Consider the following 23892-nt stretch of genomic DNA (forward strand, 5'->3'; position numbering starts at 1 on the left):
ATGACGTTATGAAAAACTTTTACCTATCAGTTTGGCATAGAGAGATTTAAAACTATAAACTTATCATCATCGTGGATTGAGTTTTTGTTTTTTCTGTAATTCAAAGATTAGAAGGATTAGGGGATAGTAATGGTAAAAAAAGCGAGAGAATATAATATCAGGAAATTTTTCTTTATGACCAGGAATCTTGCATTAAATGATTTTAAGTCAAAATATGCAGGGTCTTATTTTGGTCTTTTATGGGCATTGCTGCAGCCCTTAGTTACAATACTTGTTTATTGGTTTGTATTTGAGAAAGGATTAAAAATTAGTGGACCTGCTGAACTAGATGCTCCTTTTATTCTATGGTTTGTAGCTGGTATAATACCATGGTTTTATTTTTCTGAGGCTATTACAACGTCTGCAAGTAGTTACATAGAATACAATTATCTGGTGAAGAAAGTTGTATTTAAAATTGAACTATTGCCATTAATTAAAATAATATCGGCCTTTTTAGTGCATCTGTTTTTCCTAATCATTATGCTCGTGTTTTTTCTGTTTTATAATTATCCAATAACTTATTATTCTCTTCAGATTATATATTACACTTTATGTAGTGTACTCCTAATCTCAAGTGTTTCATGGTTAACAGCAGCTATAACGCCATTTTTCAAAGATTTTACTTATGTGATTTCAATTCTATTGCAGTTTGGAATGTGGTTAACTCCGATTCTTTGGTCAGTAGAGGTTTTATCAGATAATTGGATTTTTATATTTAAGTTGAATCCTTTTTACTATATCGTGGAAGGATTTCGAGATTCTATGATAAATAAAGTGTGGTTTTTTGAAAAATATAAACTCTCATTATACTTTTTTGGTGTAATAACCGTGAATTTTATTATATCGAGTAGAGTTTTCAAAAGGCTCAAACCACATTTGTCTGATGTACTTTAATTTTTGTGAGGTGGGTTTCTGATTATGGATCTTACAGCGATACGGGCTGGGAAAGTTAGTAAAGTATATAAATTGTATAAGTCCCCAGTAGACAGATTGAAGGAATCATTGCTTCATCGTAATAAAATTCTCCATTCAGAGCATCATGCCCTACACGAGATTGATCTAACAATTAAAAAGGGTGAAATAGTAGGGATCATAGGAGAAAATGGATCTGGGAAATCCACCCTGTTAAAAATAATTACTGGAGTGCTTACACCTTCTAGTGGTGAGATTGAAGTGAAAGGTAGAGTGGCAGCCCTACTTGAACTAGGGGCGGGGTTTAATTTAGAGTACACGGGGATTGAAAATATATATCTCAACGGACTTATGATGGGGTTTAATAAAGAAGAAATAACTGCAAAGCTGGATAGTATTCTTTCTTTTGCAGAACTCGGAGATTATATCTATCAACCCGTTAAAACTTACAGCAGCGGTATGTTTGCTAGACTTGCTTTCTCCGTAGCAATAAATGTTCAGCCAGATATTTTAATAGTAGATGAGGCCTTGAGTGTAGGGGATATGTATTTCCAAGCAAAGTGTATAACTAAAATGAAAGAGCTATTTCATACTGGTGTTACCGTTTTATATGTAAGTCATGATTTGAATTCAATAAAGTCTTTATGTAATAAGGCCTTGTATTTAAAAAATGGGTCTATTGAAGCTTATGGTGAAGCTGAAAATGTAGTTGATATGTATGCGAAGTATGTTCGCGAACAAATGAATATCAGATTAGAAAAGAGCGATAACTCGGAAGAGCAAACATATTCATTAAGAAACTTGAAAATAGAAGATCATATTCTATTTAAAGAGAGCGTAGCTTTTGAAGAGAAAGTAAAGGATTTTAGACAAGGGACAATGGAGGCAGTTCTGACAGAGTTAGAATTGTTAGATGAGGGGAATAATCCCATTTATAACGTAGATTTTAATGACAAGATTAAAGTTAGAATGCACATAAAATTCAATGAAAAATGTCAGATTTCTGTGGGGTACCATATAAGAGATAAACAAAATATTGAATATTTAGGCAGCAATACACTTATTGAGAATATCGGTGAGATATCTGGAGAAAAAGGGCAAAAAATAATTGTAGAATTCATAACTAGACTACCATTAGTAGAAGGAAGATATAATTTATCTACTGTTTTATCTACATCTGTAGTAAAAAATAGAACTTCTGTATTTGTTGACTACACAGAAAATTCCTATATTTTTGAAATGAGAGAAAGAGAACCTTATAAAATATGGAATAAATTATATGTGCCTAATAAAGTGAATATAAAAAAAATTAATTAGGTGGTGATTTAAATTGGTTCCATTTCATCAGTATCAAAGATATAAGATGGTAGAAATCATTTTCAATGGATTGAATTTGCAAGAAGAAGAGCTGAATATTCTTGAAGTAGGAGCCAATGAGCATAAGAACTTAGAGAAATTTTTACACAAGAAACAAATTAAATATCTTGATCTGATCCTTGCTCCCGAACTTCTTGAGGACCCTTCATTTGTTGAAGGTGATGCAACTAATTTGGATTTTCCAGATGGTGAATTTGATTTTGTAATAGGTTTGGATGTTTTAGAGCATATTCCAAAGAATAAAAGAGAAGCTTTTTTAAATGAGATAGAACGAGTCTCGAAATACGGTTTTATAATTTCAGCTCCTTTTACAAATCATGGAGTAGAAGAATTAGAAGAGAGATTAGGTTTCTTTTTTAATTTCTTATATGATGGTGATATTTTATGGAGTAAAGAACACCGAGAAAATGGATTACCGGAAATAAACGGAACTTTAAATACTATAAATAAGTTCATCGGAAAATCAGTGAATTTCAAACACTCATCTAGTATTCTTTTCGAAAAGTTAATGCAAATGGAATTCAAATCAGGGTTGAATCCAAAAGCTTCTTCGTATTGGAAAGCGATAAACCAATATTATAACGAAAATCTTTTTTTTAAGGATTTTGATGATGAACATTCAGTGCGGAATTTTATTATATATGGAAAAAATGGTTTTGAAAGTAAAATCCAAAGAGTTCCGAGTTTAATAAAAGATTTAACTAGAACAATGACTAAAGAAGATGAAGCAAGACTATTACATTTCGAACAAACGATTAATTTCATGTGTTTGCAGAAAGTTGAAGAGCTAGAAGAAAAACAAAATAATCATAGCGATGTACATTTGCAAATTTATTGGAATGAAAATCATGGTTTTAATGAGAATGACAGTTATTCTATGGTATTAAACAAACAACAGTCGATATACGAGGTTGATCTCGATTTAGTATCCGACTCTAGTCAGGTAAGAATTGATCCTTCACCAAAAGGATGTATCATAAAACTGTTAGAGGTAGAATTATTTGATCAAGCGGGAAATAGGCTGAACAATTATGATGTTCAATCGAATTCATTTCTTAGATTAAAAGACCAATTTATTTTTTTGGAAGATGATCCTCAGATTATTTTTGAATCAAAGGTTAGTCCTATAAAAAGAATAAAATTAATTATTCAATATATAAATGATGATTTGTTTATTTCTGATGATATTGTAAATCAACTCTTAGAAATTAAACATATTGAGGCTAAAAAGAATTCGATATTAGAAAAAATAATAATGAGAAACAAAAAATACAAAAACGAGACGAAAAATTTAAAAATTAAAAAAAATGAGTATGAAGAACAAATTAATGAATTAAGAAATCAATTGGTATTTGAAAAAGAAAATACAAAAGAAAAAACGATGAAACTTGATGCGGAACTAAATGAATTACACAAACAGATTGAATTGTTGAAGAAGGTAAACAATGATGTGAGGAATGAGAATGATATTCTGATAGAAAAAATGAATACTAGAATAGTCAGATTATCAAATAAAATATATAAATTTATAGGTAAATTAAGGGGAAGATGAGATGTATGAGAAGAAAATTACTTGCAATGTTTTATTGGTAACATATAACCATGAGAAGTATATTAAGCAAGCAATTGAAAGTATTCTTGAGCAAAAAACTAACTTCAAGTATGAAATAATAGTTGCGGATGACTGTTCAACTGATCAGACAATTAATATCATATCAGAGTATGCGAATGAGTATCCAGAACTATTCAAGCTGCTTCCTAAACAAGACAACTTAGGAATCACACTTAACTATAAAAGAGGATTTGCTGCATGTAATGGTGAGTATGTCGCTGTTTTAGAAGGGGATGATTACTGGACGGATCCTCAAAGATTACAAAAACATGTAGATTTCTTAGAATCAAATAAAGCATGTGTACTGACATTCAATCAATTTGTCGTTCATGATATGAAAAAGAAAAGGCATAAGGTTCAGCCATGGAGTTGGGATAAGAGTTTTCAATTAATCAACACGTCTGAACTAGTTTTAGATAATTTTATTGGTAATTTCTCCACTTGTGTGTACAGGACTAAAAATATAAAGATGATTAAAGAATCTCTTTATGAACTTACAGTTTACGACTGGATGACAAATATAGTTGTGTCTCAAGAGGGGCTAATAGCTTATTTACCGGAAGTAATGTCCGTTTATCGGTTGCATCCTAATGGCACATGGAGTCAAAAGGATGAGGTGGAGAAATTAAAGGAAACTATTAAGCTAATTGATGATTATGACAACTTTTTAGAGAAATTGTATCATGAGGAATTTGTGATACACAAGAATAGGTTAATGGAGAGAATTTCAATTATTGAAGGGCCGTTAGATGTTACAAATAAGGAAAGTGTGAAGAATATAATTAAAAAATATGTTCCTCCAATTTTCATTCATTTTCTCAAGTTGGTTATTCCACCGAAATTCTATAAATAAGCGGGTGTATATTTTTGAATAAGGATCCTAAAGTATCAGTTATAATACCATCATATAATCATTCTAAATTTTTGAAGCAAGCTATTGAGAGTGTTCTAAATCAGACATACAAAAATTTCGAACTAATCATTGTGGACGATGCCTCTTCTGATAACTCGAATGAAATTATCCAATCTTATAATGACGAAAGAATTAAATCTTTTTGTTTCCAAACTAACCAAGGTGCTGTTGATACTCTTAACTATGGAATTTTATCTTCAGATTCTGATTACGTTGCTTTATTGAATTCAGATGACTATTGGGAACAAAATAAACTTGAAAAACAAATGAAGTACTTGGAAAATAACCCGGATGTATCATGTGTCTTTACAGATGCTTACTTTATTGATGAGTCAAATAATATACTACAGAAAAATGATTATTTTTGGGCAGATGCTTTTACTCAGTCTAATAAATCTTCTGGAGAGTGGCTACACCAACTGTTTTATAAATTAAATTGTTTTTGTCATCCATCTCTCTTAATCAAACGTTCCATCTATTCTGAAATAGGTATGTACAATCCTAGTTTTAGACAACTTCCAGATTTCTCAATGTGGATTAATGTAATAAAAAAATATAAGATACATGTAATGGAGGAAAAATTAGTATATTTCAGAATACTATCAAATGAAATGAATACTAGTTCCGTCACTTATAAAAATATTATTAGAAATAAAAATGAACTTTTTATCATAATGGATGATTTCTTTAATGGAATTTCTGATGAAGACTTTATAGATGGATTTCTGAAGGAGAAAAGTTCAAAATCGTATACAAGAGATGAAATTGAATGTGAGAAAGCTTTTGCATATTTTAGAGAGATCTCTTATGACATAAAGCCGATCTACAAATTGATTGGTTTGAAAAAATTAAGTGAATTGCTGAACAATGAGACAACGAGGGTGGTTTTGGAAGAGAAGTTTAATTTCCGTGATAAGGATTTCTTCGAAATGACTGGTTCTCTTGATATTGTAGATGTTTTTGAGAAATCTACTCAACAAGTTATTTTAGACAGTGCAAAAAGAAAAATACAAAAAGCCCCTAATTTGTATTCGAAACTAAGAAAGTTCTTCGGGAAACAAGGAAGAGAAAAATGATGAGTTCATGGGCTGGTTTACCGATAGTTATATTTGGTACCGGAGGTTGTGCTAAGGAAATTAAAGCACTAATAGATGAAATTAATGGATTTATGTATCAGAACATCTACAATCTCATAGGATTTGTTACAAATGATAAATCTGAGGTTGGAAAGAAGATTGAGGAAGTTGAAATATTTTGTACGAATGATGAATTTCACCTTTTATGCCATAAATTCTCCTCTATTGGAGTTGTTATTGGACTGGCGGATCCCATTTTAAAGAAAAATCTTAGGGATAAAATAGAGGATATGGAAGTATCGAATGTGGTTTTTCCTAATTTAATACATCCACGTGCTAATTTATCTCAGAGTATAAATAATAAGATGGGATTTGGGAACGTCATATGTTCAGGTGTAAATATGACGGTGAATATTAAATTGGGGAATTTTGTGTTATTGAATCGTTCTTGCAATATAGGTCATGATGTCGTTATAGGTGATTTTTGTACTATTAATCCCAATGCTATTATATCAGGTAATGTAAATATTGGCGAATTATCACTTATAGGAGCGGGTGCGTCAATTAAAGAAAAGATTTTTGTAGGTAAGCAAAGTAAAGTCGGATTAGGAGCAATTGTTGTTAAGGATGTTCGTGAGTTGACTACAGTCATTTCAACAGCTGCACGAGAAATGAATATATGATCTTTAAAGCCATTCGACTATTTAAGAGATTTGAGCTTTTAGTCAAAAAGAGGATCCTTATTATTTCCTGGGACAAAGCAAACCACAAGTAAATGGTGTTATTAACCCTTTGTGACAAAGATAGTTAAAGAACAAAGATTTTAATTCAAACTCTATCACCTGAACCTTATCTCATCACAGATATACAACCTCAAATGAAGCAACTGAGAAGCCAAAATGGTTATTAAAATATCTGAGCAATTTTCCTTACGCAGAGATGTCGAAGTTGTAAACTACGAATGAGAGAAAACAGGCGAAACATTACTTTAGAGGGAGGCCATATATCAATGTATGAATTAAGAAAGTTAGACTCGCCTGTAAATGTAACAAGAACATTTATGCCCCCGTTTTCAGAGTTCACAGCAGAAATTGAACGACTTTGGAATAATTCATGGATTACAAATAATGGAGTATTACATCAAGAATTTGAGGAGAAATTGATTGAATATTGCGAAGTTGAAAATATAAGCCTTTTAGTCAATGGACATCTTGCTTTGGAAACAGCATTAAAAACATTAGATTTGAAAGGTGAGGTTATTACCACGCCATTTACTTTTGCCTCAACCATACATGCTATAGTAAATTGTGGTTTAACGCCTGTTTTTTGTGACATCGATAAAGATGACTATAATATTGATGTTTCTAAAATTGAAAGACTAATAAATGAAAAAACAGTGGCGATCTTACCAGTACATGTATTTGGTACACCTTGTAAAGTACATGAGATTGAAAAGATATCCAAGAAGTATAACTTGAAAGTCATATATGATGCTGCACATGCTTTTGGAGTTAAACTAGATGGAAAATCAATTGCTTCGCATGGAGACTTGTCCATGTTTAGTCTTCATGCTACTAAACTGTTCCATTCAATTGAGGGGGGGGTGTTGAGTTATAAAAATAGTAACTACAAAAAGAAAATTAATCTTCTAAAAAATTTCGGTATTAGTGGTCCAGAAACAGTTGAAATGGTTGGCTATAATGCAAAAATGAATGAGTTTCAAGCTGCAATGGGGCTCGTTAATTTAAATTATGTTGAAACTAATATCAATAAGAGGAAATTAATAACAGATAAGTATGTTAGTCTCCTTAAAGGGATTCCTGGAATACAGTTACTAAATTATAGTCTGAATAATATCGAGTATAATTACTCCTATTTTCCAGTTCTTTTCGACCCAATACTATTTGGAGTATCAAGAGATACAGTTCATGAGTTGCTTGGAGAAAATAATATTTTCACTAGAAAGTATTTCTACCCCCTTGCGACAGACTATGATTGCTTTGAAGAAAAATATAGTGGACTTGATTTGCCGAATGCGAAGGCAATAAGTGACAAAGTTCTAACTTTACCAATATATCCCGAGTTGTCATTAGAAACAGTCGAGATAATCTGTGAGAATATAATAGAAATTCACCGGAGGTCATTATGAAAGGTATAATACTCGCGGGAGGGACAGGCTCACGCTTATATCCTCTCACAAAGGTTACTAATAAACATCTTCTTCCTGTGGGGAAGTATCCTATGATCTTTCACTCTGTACACAAGCTTAAACTATCCGGAATTGAGGATATTTTAATTGTTACAGGCAAAGATCATATGGGAGATGTTGTTAACCTTCTAGGAAGTGGTAGTGAAATGGGAGTTACTTTCACATATAAAGTTCAAGATGAAGCTGGAGGAATTGCTCAAGCGTTAAATCTTGCTAAACATTTTGTAGGTAAGGATAAAATGACTGTTATTTTGGGGGATAATGTATTTTCTGATGATATATCTCCATATGTTGAGAATTTTAGAACGCAAGATGCAGGAGCTAAAATCCTGATTCAGGAAGTTTCAGATCCGCATCGTTTTGGGGTTCCGGAGATTGAAGGAGAACGTATTGTCTCCATTGAAGAGAAGCCGCAAAAGCCTAAAAGCAATTATGCGGTAACCGGCATATATATGTTTGATAGTAATGTATTTGAGATTATCGATACCTTGAAACCATCCGCTCGAGGTGAATTAGAAATTACTGATGTTAATAATGCATATATCGAAAAAGGAAACTTGACCTACGACATTCTTAAGGGCTGGTGGACAGATGCAGGAACTCATGCTTCTCTAGCAAAAGCTAATGAACTTTCACAAGACATTCAATTTGGAATTGAATATGGTAAATTAAAACTTTAATAGGAAGGAGCAGCATGATGGAGATAACCTCCTTGAGATTTGAAGGAGCTTCTTTAATAGTACCCAAAGTTCACGGTGACCACCGGGGTTTTTTTATGGAAAGTTACAACGATAATGTCATGAGACAAAATGGGCTTCAATTCCACTTCATTCAAGACAACCAATCCTTGTCGGCGCAACCTGGAGTGCTCCGTGGATTACACTATCAGTTGAATCCAAAAGCACAAACCAAGTTAATCCGTGTTATTTCCGGTGCGATCTATGATGTCATTGTTGACATTAGAAAAGGATCCCCAACGTTTGGTCAATGGGAAGGTTTCATTCTTAGCGAGCATAATCATCGTCAGTTGCTCGTCCCGAAAGGATTCGCTCACGGCTTCTGTACGTTGGTTCCGAACACCCAAGTCTTTTACAAAGTAGACGAATACTATTCCCCTGAGCATGATCGTGGCATATTATGGAGTGATCCGGCGCTTGGAATTGATTGGCCTACGTCCAATCCGATCTTGTCCGACAAGGACCAGAGGCACCCATTGCTGAAGGACGCAGAGATCAATTTTAATTTCGAAGTGAAGTAATTAGGAGGTTTTCATCCCATGAAATTGCTCGTTACCGGCGGTGCCGGATTTATTGGTAGTAACTTTGTTATGTATATGCTAGAACAGTATCCGAACTATGAAATTATTAATATAGACGCGCTTACCTATGCGGGCAATCTAGAGAATTTAAAATCTCTTGAGGGCAATAAGCGGCATACTTTTGTCAAAGCAGATATTACAGATGCTGCTGAGATGGACCGCCTGATTGGCCAAGGTGTAGATGTAGTCGTTAATTTTGCAGCAGAATCACACGTGGATCGCAGCATAATGGAACCGGATGTTTTCGTACGAACGAATGTGAATGGCACTCAAGTACTGCTTGAAGCTGCTAAAAAACATAATATAACCAAGTTCGTTCAAGTATCAACGGATGAGGTGTACGGATCTTTAGGTCCAACAGGACTTTTTACAGAGGAAACTCCGCTTCAACCAAACAGCCCTTACTCTGCCTCCAAAGCAGGAGGGGATCTGCTGGTACGTGCTTATCATGAAACCTTTGGGCTGCCTGTAAATATTACGCGTTGCTCTAACAACTATGGTCCCCTTCAATTTCCTGAGAAGTTGATTCCGCTTATGATTTCACGTGCGCTGAATGATGAGGCTTTGCCTATATACGGAGATGGGCTGAACATTCGAGATTGGCTTTATGTAGAGGATCATTGCAGTGCAATTGATCTTGTTATTCATAAGGGACGTAATGGTGAGGTTTATAATATTGGCGGTAACAATGAGCGGACTAACATACACATTGTGAAGACCATTTTGGAACAGCTGGGTAAACCGGAATCCTTGATCCAATATGTGCAGGACCGTTTGGGACATGACCGACGTTATGGTATCGACCCTACCAAAACGATGAACGAACTGGGCTGGAAGCCTAAGCATAACTTTGAGACAGGAATTAAGGAAACCATTCAGTGGTATTTAGATAACAAAGATTGGTGGACACGTATTCAATCCGGGGCCTATCAGGAGTACTATGAGAAGCAGTATGGTGCTCGTTTAGGGGACGATAAGGCATGAAAGTTCTCGTAACTGGCGCAAGTGGCCAGCTTGGACGTGATGTTGTGCTTCTTTTGAAAAAGGAAGGGCATGATGTTCTTGCTTGTGATCGGGATCAGATGGACATTACTAATCAAGTCCAATGTAATGACGTCATATCGTCATATCATCCAGAAGTCATTATTCATTGTGCTGCATATACTGCTGTGGATATAGCAGAGACTGATATAGATGGTGCATATAAGGTTAATTCAGTAGGAACACGTAATGTGACCGTAGCTGCGGAAAAGGTCGGAGCAAAACTCATCTACATCAGCACAGATTATGTGTTTGATGGTCAGTCGACCAATGCTTATCAGGAATATGATAATACGAACCCTCAAAGCGTATATGGCAAATCCAAACGGGCTGGAGAATGGCTTGTGCAGTCATTGTCCTCCAAATGGTTTGTTGTGCGAACGTCATGGGTATACGGCCTGTACGGGAATAATTTTGTCAAAACGATGTTAAAGCTTGGGCAGGAAAAACCAAAACTTCAGGTCGTTCATGATCAAAAAGGATCACCGACATATACTGTAGACTTGGCCGCATTCCTTATCGAACTAATGGCTACAGAAAGTTACGGTATATACCATGCTTCCAATCGTGGAGAGTGCACATGGTATGAATTTACACAAGCTATTTTTGACGAAGCTCGAACTACTGGGGGAATTACCATTCAAGCTGAATTGGAACCGTGCACAACGGAGCAGTTTCCAAGACCGGCTCCCAGACCCGTTAATTCAGTGATGGATCATTTATCCATTCGAACTAACGGTTTGACGGACCTCCGCCCGTGGCAGGAAGGGTTACGTGATTTTATCCGTACTTTGTCAGAAGATAAACAAAGCAAATAACCATAACTAACTCTCGCTCTTGTATTTCTGAGCGAGAGTTTTCGTATATAATAAAGAGAAAAGTTAATTTTTGAGGTGAAATGTGAGTCAATCAAAAGTATGTATCATGCTTTCTACATATAACGGTGCAAAATATATTGAAGAACAACTTGAAAGTTTGGTGGCACAGCAGCACGTCCAGATGGATATTTACATCAGGGATGATGGCTCTTCCGATGAAACACTCGAGAAGGTTCGTAATTACACCAAATCGGTTTCCGATGAGATCAAAATTCATATTTTTGAGGGTGAGAATTTAGGAGTGATCGGCAGTTTTTTTGAACTAGTGCGTTTAACAAACCCTGTATACGATTATTACGCTTTTTGTGATCAAGATGACGTGTGGCAACCGTACAAACTCAGCAGGGCTGTGGAAAAACTCCAATCAAGACCATCCGATACTCCGTTGATGTATTGTTCGTCTACCCAAATGGTAGATCAGGAGTTGAACCATTTGAACATATGGCCAGCTCTTCCTCCAAAACCACTCAGTATGTATAACGCTTTGGTTGAAAATTGCTGTGTTGGCTGCACGATGGTTCTGAATCCAGTCACTTTCGAGCAGATCAGGACTAATCTCCCCTCTGAGCTGACAAGCATTCTTATGCATGATCGTTGGATTTATCTTTATGTCAGTAGCTTTGGAGAAGTGATATTTGATAAGGAGCCCACTATTCTGTACAGACAACATCAGGAAAACGTTATGGGAGGTAGTAACAAAGGTTGGAGTACGAAATGGAAGAGAAGATTTGATCGATTCTCAAATGTAGGAAGCTTAAGATTAAGTGAGCAAGCAAGGTTATTCAATGAGATATATGGAGAATATTTAACTTCGGTTCAATCACATGATGTTAAAAGTTTTTTAAACGGATTAGAAGGTAGCTTTATTAAGAGAATAAAGTACGCCCTAAACATGCCTTTCTACCGCCAAGCCGCGTTAGATAATCTTGTTCTTAAACTCATATATGTGCTGAAGAAAGTATAAGCGTATACTGGAATCTACTTTTAATGTCTTGACACGTCCAAGATATGCTATACTTTCAATAGTTAAACAAGAGACGAAGTCAGGAGTTTTTCAAAATGATTCATACAACAGATACTTCTTTAACCGAAGTGTCGAATATAAATAAAAAAAGTGAGATGGATGTCAGCATTATCATCGTTAACTACAATACACGTCAATTGACTCTAGATTGTTTGGCGTCGGTTTACGCATCCAAGACCTCCTATCAATTCGAAATTATAGTTGTCGATAATGCATCACGGGATGATTCAGTTCAAGCCATCCAAACGATGTACCCTGGTGTTCGCATGATTGCCAACTCTGACAATACAGGCTTCGCCGTAGCCAACAATCAAGGAATGGATGTTGCCAGCGGACGTTACATGCTGCTTCTTAATTCCGATACGGTGGTACAGCCCGATACGCTGCAGACCATGATCTCCTTCATGGATCGCCATCCCGAAATGGGGGCCTCAGGCTGTAAAGTCATCCTCCCCGATGGCTCATTGGATAAGGCATGCAAACGAGGGTTTCCTACACCATCTGCATCATTTTATTATGCATTTGGTCTTTCACGACTGTTCCCGGATTTGCCGAAGTTTAATCAATACCAATTGGGACACCTTAGTCCTGATGATGAATACCCGGTTGATTGTCTCGTCGGTGCGTTCATGTTGGTGCGCCGCGAGGCCATCAACCAAGTCGGCGGATTAGATGAGACATTCTTTATGTATGGTGAGGATATTGACTGGTGTTATCGTATTAAAGAGGCAGGATGGGGCATTTATTACTATCCTCGTACATATATTGTACATTATAAAGGGGGAAGTGCCCGTCGAAAACCTTTGAAAATTACGTACGAGTTTCATAGAGCGATGTGGGTGTTCCACCGTAAACACTATGCAAAAAAGTATAATCTGCTGATGAATTCTGCGGTATACATGGGGATTTCATTGAAATTCACTTTATCCCTTGTGCGTAGCTGGTTACCTCTGCCTTCCCGTTCAAAGAAATCGACAATATCTACAACACATACGAGAACAGAAAATGAAGTATCATCCGAGGTGAAATCATGATTCGGCGAAATCAACGGTTTTTAACTCAGTTGTATATAGCGTCTGACTTTGGTGTTATTCAGCTGTCCTTTTTGCTGGCGTGGTGGTTGAAGTTCGAAAGTGATCTCTTAACCAACCAAAGCCCGCTACCGATCGAAAAGTATTTGATGTGGAGCTTGGTATATGCCGTGCTTGCTATATTGGCAGGTATATTATCTTCGCTCTATGTGCCTAAACGTAAAAAGCGCTTTGTCGATGAACTCTGGAAAATTATCCAGTCTCATGGGATAGCGTTCTTCATGTTGCTAAGCTTGATGTTCTTTTTCAAAGAAGTTAATATCTCACGTGCATATCTTGCGATGTATTTGATCGGTAATGTGACTTTTACATTGATGTATCGTTATATCGTCAAATTACAGTTAAAACGAATGCGCAAAAAAGGCTTCAATCGCCAGTTTGTGTTAATTCTTGGAGCGGGTTCGCTCGGCAAGCGTTTCTATGACAACCTCAAAAGCTACCCTGAGCTGGGATATGAAGTTACGGGATTTCTAGATGATTATCGTCAATGGGACCCAGTGGAACAAAAGAGATACAGTCCTATTCTGGGGCGCATTGATGAACTGGAAGAGTTCCTGTCTACACATTTTGTGGATGAAGTCATTTTGGCTCTGCCACTGGATGCACATGATAAGTACTCGCATATCATCAATGTGTGTGAGAAGGCTGGTGTACGCACACTAATTATTCCGGATTTCTTTGATTACCTTCCAGCACGTCCTCACTTTGATAATTTTGCGGGCATGCCGATGATTAACGTGCGTGACATTCCACTGGACATTACGATTAATCGCCTCATGAAACGTGCGTTTGATATCGTATTTTCATTGGTAGCAATCATAGCAACCTCACCAGTAATGCTGATTGTGGCGTTAGGTGTGCGTTTGACCTCTCCTGGGCCGATTATATTTAAACAGGAGCGGGTAGGGCTGAACCGACGTAATTTCATGATGTATAAATTCCGTTCCATGAAGGCAATGCCTGAGGGGGTAGAAGACACAGGATGGTCAACTCAACATGATCCTCGTCGTACAGCTTTTGGAACGTTTATCCGACGTACCAGTCTGGATGAACTGCCTCAATTTTTTAATGTATTGCTAGGACATATGAGTGTGGTAGGCCCAAGGCCGGAACGACCATACTACGTCAACCAGTTTCGAGATGAAATACCCAAGTATATGATCAAACATCATGTTCGCCCAGGCATTACGGGGTTAGCCCAGAGTAAGGGATTACGAGGAGATACCTCCATTGAGGATCGGATTGAACAGGACATTTTTTACATTGAAAATTGGTCTTTATTATTCGATATTAAAATCATATGGGAAACCATTCGGAATGGATTGAAAAACGCTTATTAAGAAATCTCCTATCTCATGAGTAAAGTGAAAGCCGCCTTCGGGCGGTTTTTTTTGTTTTGCTCCTGCCCTATTCGGGTAGTTAGTTACCAAAAAGCAAGTGACATCCGATGATTCTTTTTGAGGATTCAATACGTCAGTAAAGGATGTGAAATTCATATGAAACGTATTGCAGCTGTTGTAACATTGATGCTCATGACCGTAGGTACACTGTTTTGGGCTCATGACAGTCAGAGTGAAGAGCAACGCGACGGGTTCACCAATTATCGTTTAATTGCCCACGCCATGGGCAGCATTCGGGAGCAGCCTTACACCAATGCGTATGAAGCGATGATCGCCAATTATGAGAAGGGCACACGCGTTTTCGAGATTGACTTCATGCTTACTTCGGATCGCGTAGCTGTAGCCCGACATGAATGGACGGCCAATATGAGTAAAATGCTGGGACAGGATGAACAATTGCCAGAGCATAAGCAGGCAGGGGCGCTCACGCATGATGAATTTATGAATACACCGATTCTGGGGATATACCAGCCTATGGATGCCAATGGAATAATGAACGTTTTGTCGAAATACCCCGACATGTATATCGTAACTGATACCAAAGAACAGAAGGACGAAGATATTCAGCAGGTGCTTCAATCTTTGGTCAATGCAGCGAAAAAGCATGATCCGTCCGCTCTAAACCGAGTTGTTGTACAGATCTATAATGAACCGATGCTTGCAAAGGTCATGGAAGTTTACAGCTTCCCCTCCATCATCTACACCTTATATGCCACACAAGATACAGAGGAACAGGTCGTGCAATTTGTACAAAATAATGATATCGATGCCGTCACTATGCCGGAATATAAAGTGAACCAGAACTTTGTGGCCAAGCTGAACAAAGCTGGAGCAGTTACCTACGTGCATACCATTAACGATACACAACAAGCAGCAAACTATGAGAAATGGGGCGTGTACGGTGTATATTCCGATGTACTGACTGAGCAAGAAATGGAAGAGATGAGCACAAGATTTGCTTGGAAACGGTAGATGAATGAAGGATCAAAAAGGCTGTAAATAGATCATTCATTAAATAGACCATGGAAAATTGATCAAAAGTTATGAAAAAAGATCAGAATTCGACACACAGACTTTTTATGAATGAAAACGGTAAAAGGTTTGTGTATTTTTTTGTTCCCCTTTTATACGAACATTGACACCTACTGTCTGCTGACTTAGACTTAGTTTACAAGCTTTTTTAGGATGCAGAAGAACCTCTGGAGGAATGTTCGTTGATAGACATGATTAAGCAGTGGAGACACGTATTTAAGCTCGACCCGGACCGGGAAATTAGCGATGAAGCACTGGATCAGGTGTGCATGTCGGGTACCGATGCAATAATTGTTGGCGGATCATCCGGAATTACGTATGACAATACGGTAGACCTCATGTCCCGAGTGCGTCGCTATGAACTACCTTGTGTGCTGGAAGTATCTGATCTGGAAGCCGTTGTGCCCGGATTTGACGGGTATCTGATCCCGATGGTGCTTAACACAGCAGACAGCAAATGGATGATTGGACAGCATCAACAGGCGATTGAACGTTACGGCTATCTGATTCCGTGGGATTTGCTGATTACCGAAGGGTATATTGTGCTTCATGCGAACTCTACCGTCGCTAGGTTAACCGGAGCCGATACGGAACTGAGTACAGAGGCTGTGGCTGCCTATGCTCAGGCTGGGGAGAGGCTGCTCAATCTGCCCATAATATATATAGAATACAGCGGTACATTTGGTGATATGGAATTGGTCGGCGAGACACATAGACAACTGGAGCGAGCGCACCTCATATATGGCGGTGGAGTCGATACTGCTGAGAAAGCAAGACAAGCTGCTCAGGTTTCAGATACCGTCGTTGTCGGCAATATTGTGTACAGCAATCTGCATCAGGCCTTGGAGACAGTGCAAGCCGTGAAAGCCAACAAAGACAGCGTCTGACCGGTTTAGTTTACCAATCCCCCACGTCCCCCTTTGAATCTGTTAAAATAGAACTTTGCCTTGTATGAATTAAAGTAATGGTGCATTACGGGGGCAGCCCTCTTTCAACCATTGTATTTACGATTTATGCTTTTATAAAGAAATGCAGAGAGAGAACTACTCTGAACACCAAGTTTCTTTTGTATAAAACTGGAGATTCATCGCAGTATTCTTGTTATTTTACCTATCCACAAAGTATAAGGGACTATGTTTACACGCGAACGGAGAGTGCAGAAGCAATCTGTAGAAACGAAGTGTTCGTATTTATCACCGGATTTTCCCTTTGACAAAGGGGATCCAAAAATCTGGGGATAACGACGATCGGAAGATGCTACTGCACTGGGAGTGCAAAGTGTAACCTCAAGCCCCTTATACGATCAACTAACGAAAGGAGCATGCATGCATGCAACCTGTAAATATACATGACGCCGTCGCGCGGCTGAACACCCCTCAGCGTCAAGCTGTTGAGGCAACCGATGGGCCACTACTAATTATGGCTGGCGCGGGCTCGGGCAAAACCCGGGTGTTGACGCACCGGATTGCCTATCTGATCGCAACACGGAAAGCACCCCCGTGGGGCATTTTGGCGATTACGTTTACGAACAAAGCCGCTCGGGAGATGCAAGATCGGGTATCTCAACTCGTAGGCGGATCTCAAGGCCGCGACATTTGGGTCTCCACGTTCCACTCTATGTGTGTGCGTATTTTGCGCCGTGACATTGAACGGATCGGTTTCACATCCAACTTTAGTATTTTGGACTCATCAGATCAGCTATCTGTCATTCGCAGCTGTATGAAGGATCAGAATATTGATACGAAGAAATTTGAACCGAAAGCCGTTCAGGCGATGATGAGTACAGCCAAGAACGAACTGATCAGTCCGGAGCAATACGAGAAACAGGCAGGCGACTACTTTGAAGGCATTGTAGCGAAGATATATACGATGTACCAGAAGAGGTTAAGAGCCAACAACTCGCTCGACTTTGACGATCTGATCATGGCAACGATTCAACTATTCAAAGAAGTGCCGGAAGTGCTCGACTTTTACCAGAAGAAATTCCAATATATTCACGTCGATGAGTATCAGGATACGAACCGTGCGCAGTATATGCTGTGCCGCATGCTGGCTGATAGCCATCACCGCATCTGCGTCGTAGGGGATAGTGATCAGTCGATCTATCGCTGGCGTGGAGCGGACATTACGAACATCCTTAACTTTGAAAAAGACTACCCGGAAGCACAGACAATCCTGCTGGAGCAGAATTATCGTTCCACTTCGAATATCTTGAATGCAGCGAACGAAGTCATTGGTCTGAATACAGGCCGTAAACCGAAGAAGCTGTGGACGGACAAAGAAGGCGGTTCGAAAATCAAGGTGTACCGGGCGGATTCCGAGCATGATGAGGGGTATTTTGTAACCTCCGAGATTAGTAAAAATGTGAAAAACGGCAAATCCTATCAGCATCATGCCATCTTGTATCGTACGAATGCACAGTCCCGGGTCATCGAGGAAATTCTGATCAAATCGGATATTCCGTACCAGATCGTCGGCGGCATCAAGTTCTATGATCGGAAAGAGATCAAGGATATTTTGGCGTATCTGCGCCTGTTGTCCAACCCGGATGATGATATTAGCTTGACCCGGATCATTAATGTGCCTAAGCGAAGCATCGGGGATACAACTGTAGCGAAGCTGGCAGCGGCGGCGGGTGAGCGTGGAGTTTCTATATTCCGTGTACTGCAAGTGGTTGATGATCTTGGTTTCGCGGGTCGCACGCGTAATGCCCTGGTGGAATTCTATGATATGATCGCTGCGCTGCACCAGATGGTCGAGTACCTGTCGGTGACGGAGTTGACGGAGAAAATTCTGGAGATGAGCCAGTATCGCGACGAGATGCAAAAGGAAAATACGATTGAATCTCGTGCAAGACTGGAGAATATCGAAGAGTTTCTATCGGTAACGATGGAGTTCGAGAAAAATAATGAAGACAAAACGCTCGTTTCGTTCCTCACCGATCTGGCATTGATTGCAGATATCGACAGCATGAACGATGATGAAGAGGATCAGAGTGATGCAGTCACACTGATGACGATGCACAGTGCCAAAGGTCTGGAGTTCCCGGTTGTGTTCATCATTGGTATGGAGGAAGGGGTCTTCCCGCACAGCCGTGCTTTTATGGACAACGAGGAACTGGAGGAAGAACGCCGTCTGGCTTATGTAGGGATCACACGTGCGGAAGAGCAGTTGTTCTTGTCCTGTGCCCAGATGCGGACTTTGTTTGGACGTACAACCGCTAATCCACCATCACGTTTCCTGGATGAAATCCCAGATGAGCTGAAGGAAGATACCTCCATTGCACGTGACCGTTATCGTCGTGGCACCAATACGGGTGGCTCTTATGGAGGGCGCGGTCTAGGCTCCAGTGGTGGAAGTAATTTTGGCGGTGCTGCAAGTGCGGCCAAGCTGTTCGAACAACAGAGCCGCAGCGGTTCATCCGCAACATCATCGGGGCCAACGTCCCGAGTAACAATGAGTACTTCTCGCCCTACATTTGCAGCGCCAACGTCTGCTTCGAAATCTGTTTCGGCTGATAGTGCAGCAGGATTCAAGGCAGGCGACAAAGTGAAACACGGTAAATGGGGAACAGGTACCATTGTTGCGGTCAAAGGCAGTGGTAATGATACCGAGCTGCAGATTGCATTCCCGGCCCCGGTCGGCGTGAAACGTCTGCTTGCCGGATTTGCGCCAATTACCAAAGTGGAATAAATAAGGATGAAACCGCCTATTGCATGATATGAACTGATCAAAGCTGATTCTACCAGGTTCATTGAATGCAATAGGCATGTTCGTTCTACATATATCATATTAACGGAGGGATGGCCCGATATGGACCCGATGCACCGGATGGAGCAACTCGTTACCGAGCTGAACCAGCACAATTATCTTTACTATACGATGGATCAGCCGCAGATCAGCGATAAGGAGTATGACCTTCTGTATGATGAACTGGTTACGCTGGAACAGGAGAGCGGCATCGTGTTGCCGGATTCTCCCACACAACGTGTAGGGGGCGAACTGCTCAAGGGATTCACACCGCATCGTCATTTATCCCCATTATGGAGTTTGGACAAAGCACAGAATGTTGAACAGCTGCGGAATTGGAATACTCGTGCATTGAAGCTGATTAACGATTATAACAGCAAGAATCCGGGTAACCCCTTACCCGAACCAAGCTATGTCATTGAGTTAAAGTTTGATGGGCTAACCTTGAACCTCACGTATACGAACGGTGAACTGGTACAGGCATCTACACGCGGGAACGGAACGGTGGGCGAAGGTATTTTGGCTCAGGTCAAAACGATCAAGTCGGTTCCGCTCAAAATACCCTATACCGGTGGTACCATTGAAGTGCAGGGTGAGGGAATTATGAATCTCTCAGTGTTGAATAAATATAACGAAACGGCTGCAGAGCCGCTTAAAAATGCTCGGAATGCAGCGGCGGGTGCGTTGCGCAATTTGAATCCGAAAACAACTGCTGAGCGCCGGTTGAACGCCTATTTTTACAATATTGGTTATTCGGACAACATTCAGTTTGCGAATCATCAGGAAATGATGGACTTTCTACGCGAGAATCGTTTCAAAGTGAATCCATCCATTACCTACTTCCATGAGTTTGATGACGTAATGGAGCAGCTTGCTGCAATTCAGGAGAACCGGGGACAGCTGGATTATCTAATTGACGGAGCTGTAATTAAGCTGACGGATATGCGAACTCGTGAAGTGCTGGGGTATACGGATAAATTCCCGCGCTGGGCAGTGGCCTACAAATTCGAAGCAGAAGAGACAACAACAGTGCTGAACGAAGTTGTATGGAATGTTGGTCGCACAGGCAAAGTGACACCGCTGGCACGAGTAGAGCCGGTTGAGCTTGCAGGAGTGACTGTGCAGAACTGTACGCTGAATAATGTGGGCGATATTGAACGTAAAAACCTGAAGTATGCGCTGGGATCGCGCGTATTTATTCGCCGTTCCAATGATGTGATCCCTGAGATTCTTGGTAAAGTGACCGAGGAGAATGACGGGGATGAGATCATATACCCTGAGCAATGTCCGGCATGTGGATTCCCACTGGAGCAGCGCGGGGCACACTTATTCTGTAACAATAAGCTGGCGTGCAAACCGCAAACGGTAGCTCGGATCTCCCATTTTGCTTCAAGAGATGCGATGGACATCGAGACGTTTAGTGAGAAAACAGCCATACAGTTGTATGATCAATTAAACGTACGTGAACCAGCTGATCTATACACATTGCAATTTGAGGACTTGGTGAAGCTGGAGCGATTTGGCGAAAAGAAGGCAAACAACCTTCTCGCTGCGCTGGAGCAGAGTAAAGAACGAGACCTGGCTTCGTTCCTGTATTCCCTGGGTATCCCAAACACGGGCAGATCCACTACACGTATGCTGGCTGATCATTACCGTGATTTGCATGCTATCATGAATGCGACTGTAGAAGAATTGGTCGAACTACCGGATGTAGGTAGTATCGTAGCGGAGAGTATTGTTAATTTCTTTGCGGATCCGTTCACCCAAGCATCGATCGAGAAGATGCTTAATCTGGGCGTGAAAGCACAGGCATCGGAAGCACCGGCAGTTGTGGTAGAGGACTCCTTCTTCAGTGGTAAAACGGTTGTGCTCACAGGAACATTGCATCAACTGACGCGAGAAGAGGCAACGCAGAAACTTGAAGCGCTTGGTGCGAAGGTCACAGGCAGTGTGTCGAAAAAGACAGACCTTGTCATTGCCGGAGAGAAGGCAGGCAGCAAATTAACGAAGGCTCATGATCTAGGCATCCCGACCATTGAAGATGAAGATGAACTCGTACGTTTGCTGAATCCGTAGATTGAATAGAAGCAGAACTGCTTCTGATGAGGAGTAAGCAATAGCATCAAGAAAGTAGGAAGCCTCCGGAAACACGCTCGTCGTGTCTGGAGGCTTTTTTCGTGCCGAATTTAGTATGAAACATGGAACTCGTGAAACAAACGGGAAGCTAACGTTATACTATGAACCGCTTATATTTGGGAAACGCTGAGAAGCACCAGATAACCATGCATCCTTGTCGTATCCACGTTCTTCCCAATATCCGATATGTTCTGTATCAATAACTTCAATGCGGTTTAACCACTTGACTGATTTGTAGGCGTACATTTGCGGGATAACGAGCCGTACCGGGCCACCGAGATCGGCAGGGATGGATTTTCCGTCATGCATGACGGAAATGATAATGTCATCCATCTGGGCCTGTTCCATGGTGATGGCATCTGTATATACCCCATCGGCAGAATAAAATTTGACGCTGTGCGCACCAGGTTTCACTCCGGCTTTTTCTAAGAAATGCTTCAGTGGTATGCCTTCCCATGTGTTCTTGTATACGGACCAGCCAGTAACGCAGTGGAAATCACTGACTTGCACTGTTCGGGAAAGCTTGAGGAATTGCTCCCAATTCCAGATCTGTGCACGCTCTACAAGCCCATCGATACGGAAGGACCAGTTTGCATTCGAGAAAGAAGGTATAGGGGTCACGGTATATACGCGAAAATGACCTTCAGCTCCGCCCCCAATCGGAGGGGAAGAAGCGGATAATGGCTGAGGTAGTGGAATCATCCGGTTGGGATCGTTCTCAAGCATGCTATCTATGCTGTTGTTGATCTTGAGGTTTTTACCTATCCAAGATATAAATGTAGGCCCGACAGTCACAGCAAGTCCTATGCCAACGGCTGAGCGGATAAAGGCTCGACGGGTGTACACCGGTTGCGGCTTGTCAAACTTTGTTTTGTTATTTCTTTGAAAATATTTGTCTCTAGTGGTATAAGATATAGCCGAAGCTAAGCCACTTGTGTTCGCATCCTCTGCGTTAGTGAAGGGAGAGGCCGGTTCAGGTACATTTGAACTCTGTTTTGGAAGTTCACTGCCTCGAATGATACGGCGAGCATCGTCTTTTAACCATCGAGTCCTTGTTATGGAGTGATAGATGATGTAAGGCAACCCAGCCCATGTGAGCAGATCATGAACCAGCAGTGCGGCGTTGGACCACCGGGGGCCAGCCAGTTTGAACTGCCATAGGACAATACCTGATATCAGCCATCCAATAAGAAGTGTAAGTACGATGAGGGTGTTTACTTTTTGCCAAGGTTTATTGCGAAGTTGCTTCCAGTGCTTGTTTACAAGTAATAAGTAGTACACAACAGGGGCAAGCATAAGGAGACCTAGTGCAATATGGATCCATTTTAACCAGACACGTCCAATCCCCAATGTTTCACGCCAGAAGCCCCCGATTAAAATTAGACCGGTAATGGTGAGAATAACAACGATCCAGGCATTCCATGCATGAATTGAAACCAGTTTTTTACCGTAACCTTTGCGAATCTTTGCTAACCATTGTTCCACGTGTGTTCACCTCGCATCGTTAATTTGAGCTGGAATGAGTTGAAAACTTAAAGGCCTTCAAGGGCCTAGGCAGGGACGTATAACATAGAGGGGGGGTGCAAGGTTACAGATATACTGATGAGTGTTACTTCTAATTTCAGATACCTTAATTATAAAGTTTTTGAATCACCTTCTTCAAATAAAGTAGCGAATCATGCTTATATCGATGTGAATATGAAAAAAGTTGAATAAAGCACTTGCTAAAGTATTGCTGTCGTGATATATTATTTCTTGTCGCTTCAAACGGATGAGAGTCGAATCACTTTGAAGAATGACGAAAAAAAGATTGTTGACAGAAACTTAGTTAACATGATATGATATACTTCCTGTCTGATTGGCGAAAGTTAACAGCGGGAAAGGTAAACCAAGTTCTTTGAAAACTGAACAAATGGATAGTAACTTTTGATTTACAATGAATCGTCAGATTCAAAATGAGCTTATCGCTCTTTTCAATACTTTATTGGAGAGTTTGATCCTGGCTCAGGACGAACGCTGGCGGCATGCCTAATACATGCAAGTCGAGCGGAGTTTGAGAGAAGCTTGCTTCTCTCAAACTTAGC

19 protein-coding genes and 1 rRNA gene are annotated in these 23892 nt (G+C 40.0%); 19 read left to right on the top strand and 1 reads right to left on the bottom strand.

The genetic code is table 11. The annotated features are described in order from the left end of the window. Window positions 1-129: 129 nt before the first annotated feature. The 18 genes from PQG66_RS24845 to ligA all read left to right on the top strand — a co-directional run bounded on the left by PQG66_RS24845 (window position 130) and on the right by ligA (window position 21748). Window positions 130-933, top strand: coding sequence for an ABC transporter permease (locus tag PQG66_RS24845; RefSeq protein WP_272040534.1), 804 nt, complete (start codon window positions 130-132; stop codon window positions 931-933). 24 nt (window positions 934-957) lie between these two features. Then, window positions 958-2268: an ABC transporter ATP-binding protein gene (locus tag PQG66_RS24850; RefSeq protein ID WP_272040535.1), complete on the top strand. Its 1311-nt coding sequence runs from the start codon at window positions 958-960 to the stop codon at window positions 2266-2268. A 13-nt stretch (window positions 2269-2281) separates the two neighbouring features. After that, the gene (locus PQG66_RS24855; RefSeq protein ID WP_272040536.1) at window positions 2282-3880 is read left to right on the top strand and encodes a class I SAM-dependent methyltransferase; all 1599 of its coding nucleotides are present in this window, start codon (window positions 2282-2284) and stop codon (window positions 3878-3880) included. A 1-nt stretch (window position 3881) separates the two neighbouring features. After that, entirely contained in the window at window positions 3882-4793 is a 912-nt protein-coding gene (locus PQG66_RS24860) for a glycosyltransferase (RefSeq protein WP_272040537.1), read from the top strand. A gap of 14 nt (window positions 4794-4807) precedes the next feature. Continuing rightward, on the top strand, window positions 4808-5929 hold the full coding sequence (locus PQG66_RS24865) for a glycosyltransferase (protein WP_272040538.1): 1122 nt from the start codon (window positions 4808-4810) through the stop codon (window positions 5927-5929). Next, window positions 5926-6612 (top strand): hypothetical protein, encoded by a 687-nt coding sequence (locus PQG66_RS24870; RefSeq protein ID WP_272040539.1) that lies wholly within the window; start codon window positions 5926-5928, stop codon window positions 6610-6612. Before PQG66_RS24865 ends, PQG66_RS24870 begins: the two co-directional genes overlap by 4 nt. Window positions 6613-6890: 278 nt before the next feature. Next, window positions 6891-8078 carry a DegT/DnrJ/EryC1/StrS family aminotransferase gene (locus PQG66_RS24875; protein WP_272040540.1) on the top strand — a complete coding sequence of 396 codons (1188 nt, stop codon included), beginning with the start codon at window positions 6891-6893 and terminating at the stop codon, window positions 8076-8078. Continuing rightward, window positions 8075-8818, top strand: coding sequence for a sugar phosphate nucleotidyltransferase (locus tag PQG66_RS24880; RefSeq protein ID WP_272040541.1), 744 nt, complete (start codon window positions 8075-8077; stop codon window positions 8816-8818). Before PQG66_RS24875 ends, PQG66_RS24880 begins: the two co-directional genes overlap by 4 nt. Before the next feature lie 17 nt (window positions 8819-8835). Continuing rightward, window positions 8836-9396 carry a dTDP-4-dehydrorhamnose 3,5-epimerase gene (gene rfbC, locus PQG66_RS24885; RefSeq protein WP_272040552.1) on the top strand — a complete coding sequence of 187 codons (561 nt, stop codon included), beginning with the start codon at window positions 8836-8838 and terminating at the stop codon, window positions 9394-9396. Between the two features lie 18 nt (window positions 9397-9414). Beyond that, window positions 9415-10440 carry a dTDP-glucose 4,6-dehydratase gene (gene rfbB / locus PQG66_RS24890; protein WP_272040542.1) on the top strand — a complete coding sequence of 342 codons (1026 nt, stop codon included), beginning with the start codon at window positions 9415-9417 and terminating at the stop codon, window positions 10438-10440. Next, a complete protein-coding gene (rfbD, locus tag PQG66_RS24895; RefSeq protein WP_272040544.1) occupies window positions 10437-11315 on the top strand; it encodes a dTDP-4-dehydrorhamnose reductase in 879 nt (292 codons plus the stop codon). The genes rfbB and rfbD overlap by 4 nt, the downstream gene beginning before the upstream one ends. Window positions 11316-11397: 82 nt before the next feature. Further along, window positions 11398-12339 carry a glycosyltransferase family 2 protein gene (locus PQG66_RS24900; protein ID WP_272040545.1) on the top strand — a complete coding sequence of 314 codons (942 nt, stop codon included), beginning with the start codon at window positions 11398-11400 and terminating at the stop codon, window positions 12337-12339. A 155-nt stretch (window positions 12340-12494) separates the two neighbouring features. After that, the gene (locus PQG66_RS24905; RefSeq protein ID WP_272040553.1) at window positions 12495-13433 is read left to right on the top strand and encodes a glycosyltransferase family 2 protein; all 939 of its coding nucleotides are present in this window, start codon (window positions 12495-12497) and stop codon (window positions 13431-13433) included. Continuing rightward, window positions 13430-14830, top strand: coding sequence for an undecaprenyl-phosphate glucose phosphotransferase (locus PQG66_RS24910; protein ID WP_272040546.1), 1401 nt, complete (start codon window positions 13430-13432; stop codon window positions 14828-14830). The genes PQG66_RS24905 and PQG66_RS24910 overlap by 4 nt, the downstream gene beginning before the upstream one ends. A gap of 156 nt (window positions 14831-14986) precedes the next feature. Continuing rightward, window positions 14987-15862, top strand: a complete 876-nt coding sequence (locus PQG66_RS24915; protein WP_272040547.1) for a phosphatidylinositol-specific phospholipase C/glycerophosphodiester phosphodiesterase family protein — start codon at window positions 14987-14989, stop codon at window positions 15860-15862. 242 nt (window positions 15863-16104) lie between these two features. Further along, complete coding sequence (locus tag PQG66_RS24920) at window positions 16105-16809, top strand: heptaprenylglyceryl phosphate synthase (protein ID WP_272040548.1); 705 nt, start codon at window positions 16105-16107, stop codon at window positions 16807-16809. Between the two features lie 442 nt (window positions 16810-17251). Then, window positions 17252-19615 carry a DNA helicase PcrA gene (gene pcrA / locus PQG66_RS24925; RefSeq protein ID WP_272040549.1) on the top strand — a complete coding sequence of 788 codons (2364 nt, stop codon included), beginning with the start codon at window positions 17252-17254 and terminating at the stop codon, window positions 19613-19615. A 120-nt stretch (window positions 19616-19735) separates the two neighbouring features. After that, window positions 19736-21748: an NAD-dependent DNA ligase LigA gene (gene ligA / locus PQG66_RS24930; protein ID WP_272040550.1), complete on the top strand. Its 2013-nt coding sequence runs from the start codon at window positions 19736-19738 to the stop codon at window positions 21746-21748. A 159-nt stretch (window positions 21749-21907) separates the two neighbouring features. Here the strand turns inward: ligA and PQG66_RS24935 are convergent, their stop codons facing one another. Continuing rightward, complete coding sequence (locus PQG66_RS24935) at window positions 21908-23293, bottom strand: molybdopterin-dependent oxidoreductase (protein ID WP_272040551.1); 1386 nt, start codon at window positions 23291-23293, stop codon at window positions 21908-21910. A 496-nt stretch (window positions 23294-23789) separates the two neighbouring features. Here PQG66_RS24935 and PQG66_RS24940 point away from each other — a divergent pair. Further along, window positions 23790-23892 (top strand): 16S ribosomal RNA (locus PQG66_RS24940); the annotation flags it as partial.

This window comes from Paenibacillus sp. JJ-100, from assembly GCF_948329825.1.
GTDB lineage: Bacteria > Bacillota > Bacilli > Paenibacillales > Paenibacillaceae > Paenibacillus.